This is a genomic window from Phenylobacterium sp., assembly GCF_030693805.1.
Classification (GTDB): Bacteria; Pseudomonadota; Alphaproteobacteria; order Caulobacterales; family Caulobacteraceae; genus Phenylobacterium.
Window position 1 is genome coordinate 1 of record NZ_JAUXZW010000354.1, and the last position, 1,867, is coordinate 1,867.

Consider the following 1,867-nt stretch of genomic DNA (forward strand, 5'->3'; position numbering starts at 1 on the left):
GAGCGCGGCATCCTGCTGCTGGCGGGATTTGAATTCGAAAAATGTCCGGAAGTGCCGTACCGGGTGGTGATCAACGAGGCGATTGAACTGGCCAAGTCATTCGGCGGCACCGACGGCCATAAATACGTGAACGGTGTGCTCGACAAGATGGCGGTGCAGTTGCGCGCGCCGGAAATGCAGGCCGGACGCAATAGTTGAGTGTTACCAAAAACATGGCAGCCGTTTCACGGCCGTATTCCAGAGGCATGTTTTTGTCATTATTTACGCATTTCTCAATAATGTAGTGATGGAATGAATCATGGAAAAAGTTTATGCAATGGATGACCGGCTGAAAAAACGCATTTATGCGTTTTACCTTGCCGGCCTGCTGAACCTGGTGCTTGCACTGTGGGTGCTGTTTTACGGCGGCGATCTTGAGCAGGGCACACGCACGGTCATGCTGTTTTTCTTCTTCGGTTTTGCCGCGGTGGATTTCTGGTTCCCGATGCAACTGAAGAAGAAATATGCCGAGGAACTGGCGAAGTTCCAGCGCATGCAGCAGGAGCAGGCGGCAGGGACCGTGGTGGACGGCCAGTCAAAATCCCCGGGCGTACAGTAATTTCCCCGGAATCGCAACAACGCGAGGTTGCTGCATCCAAATCCGCATCCCGCGTGTAGTATCAGGCAGGAATACTAAATCCGGCACTGCCGGGCCTGACGACCATGACCACCGAAACCGAAGATCTGCCGCTGGATTTTGAAGCTGCGCTGCTGCGTTGTGCGCAGGGCGACCAGTATGCCCTGCGTGCGATTTACGAACGCGAACGGCGCTGGCTGATGGCCACGGTGCTGCGCATCGTGCGCCGGCGCGAACTGGCCGAGGAAGTGCTGCACGACGCGTTTTTGCAGATCTGGCGCAAGGCAGGGAGTTACAACCCGCGGCTGGGTTCGGCGCGGGGCTGGATTTACACCGTGGTGCGCCACCGTGCGCTGAACGCATTGCGCGCAATCAGCAATTCACCCGAACGTGATGATGAGCGCCATGAGGAATTGATGGAGGCCCATGCCGCCTGGCAGTCGGTGGATGACTCCGCGGAAAAACGTGCGCTGGCGCAGTGTCTCGAACGGCTCGAAGGGCAACGCCGGCAGTCGGTGCTGCTGGCTTTTGTTGATGGTTATTCCCATGAACAGGTGGCAGCGCAGCTTGGCGCGCCGCTGGGTACCGTCAAATCCTGGATCCGCCGCGGCCTGATCGCGCTGAAGGAGTGCCTGTCATGATCCCCGTCGATCCGCTCGAACGCGCCGCCACTGCGGCTGAATACGTGGTCGGCACTTTGTCTGCCGCCGAGCATGATGAGGTCGTGCAGGCTTTGCCGCGCGATACCGGCCTGCAACAGGACGTGTATTTTTGGCAGGACAAACTGCTGGCAATGACACGGATGTTGGCGCCGGTGGAACCGTCGCCGGCAGTATGGTCGCGCATTGAACACAGCATCAATCAGGCGAAGGCGGGCCGTAGTGCCGCGCCGGTACAGCCGTGGTGGGAAGGCCTGGCCTTCTGGCGTTTCGGCGCGGCCTTTGCTTCGGTACTGGCCGTGGTGTTTGCCCTGCAATTGACCACCACAGTCGAGGCCCCGGTGCCCGGCACCCGTTATCTGGCGGTGCTGCAAAGCCCGGACAAGCAGGATGCCGGCTGGATTGTCGAAGCGGCGGTGGGCGGCAAGCTGCGCCTGATTCCGCTCGGCACCACCACGGTGGCGCCGCAAAAAGCGCTGCAGTTCTGGACCAAGACCAAGGACGCCAGCGCTCCGACCTCGCTGGGCCTGGTGCCGCCGGACCGGGTGACGGAGATCGATGTCGCCAGCCTGCCGGCGCTGGAGCGGGAGCA

Annotated in this window: 4 protein-coding genes; all 4 read left to right on the forward strand. The window is 60.4% G+C overall.

Annotated elements, in window-relative coordinates; genetic code table 11:
- Positions 1-198: transcription antitermination factor NusB (locus Q8M88_RS14210; protein WP_305597813.1), on the forward strand; the 198-nt coding region annotated here is incomplete at its 5' end.
- Positions 199-298: 100 nt separating this feature from the next.
- Positions 299-598 carry a hypothetical protein gene (locus tag Q8M88_RS14215; RefSeq protein WP_305597814.1) on the forward strand — a complete coding sequence of 100 codons (300 nt, stop codon included), beginning with the start codon at positions 299-301 and terminating at the stop codon, positions 596-598.
- A gap of 104 nt (positions 599-702) precedes the next feature.
- A complete protein-coding gene (locus Q8M88_RS14220) occupies positions 703-1,257 on the forward strand; it encodes a sigma-70 family RNA polymerase sigma factor (RefSeq protein ID WP_305597815.1) in 555 nt (184 codons plus the stop codon).
- A partial coding sequence (locus Q8M88_RS14225) for an anti-sigma factor domain-containing protein (RefSeq protein ID WP_305597816.1) occupies positions 1,254-1,867 on the forward strand: 614 nt, incomplete at its 3' end. The genes Q8M88_RS14220 and Q8M88_RS14225, both read left to right, overlap by 4 nt.

Excerpts from the sequence above, each read along its gene's own strand:
- Q8M88_RS14215 (WP_305597814.1), top strand. The coding sequence starts at position 299 with ATGGAAAAAGTTTATGCAATGGATGACCGGCTGAAAAAACGCATTTAT.
- Q8M88_RS14220 (WP_305597815.1), top strand. The coding sequence starts at position 703 with ATGACCACCGAAACCGAAGATCTGCCGCTGGATTTTGAAGCTGCGCTG.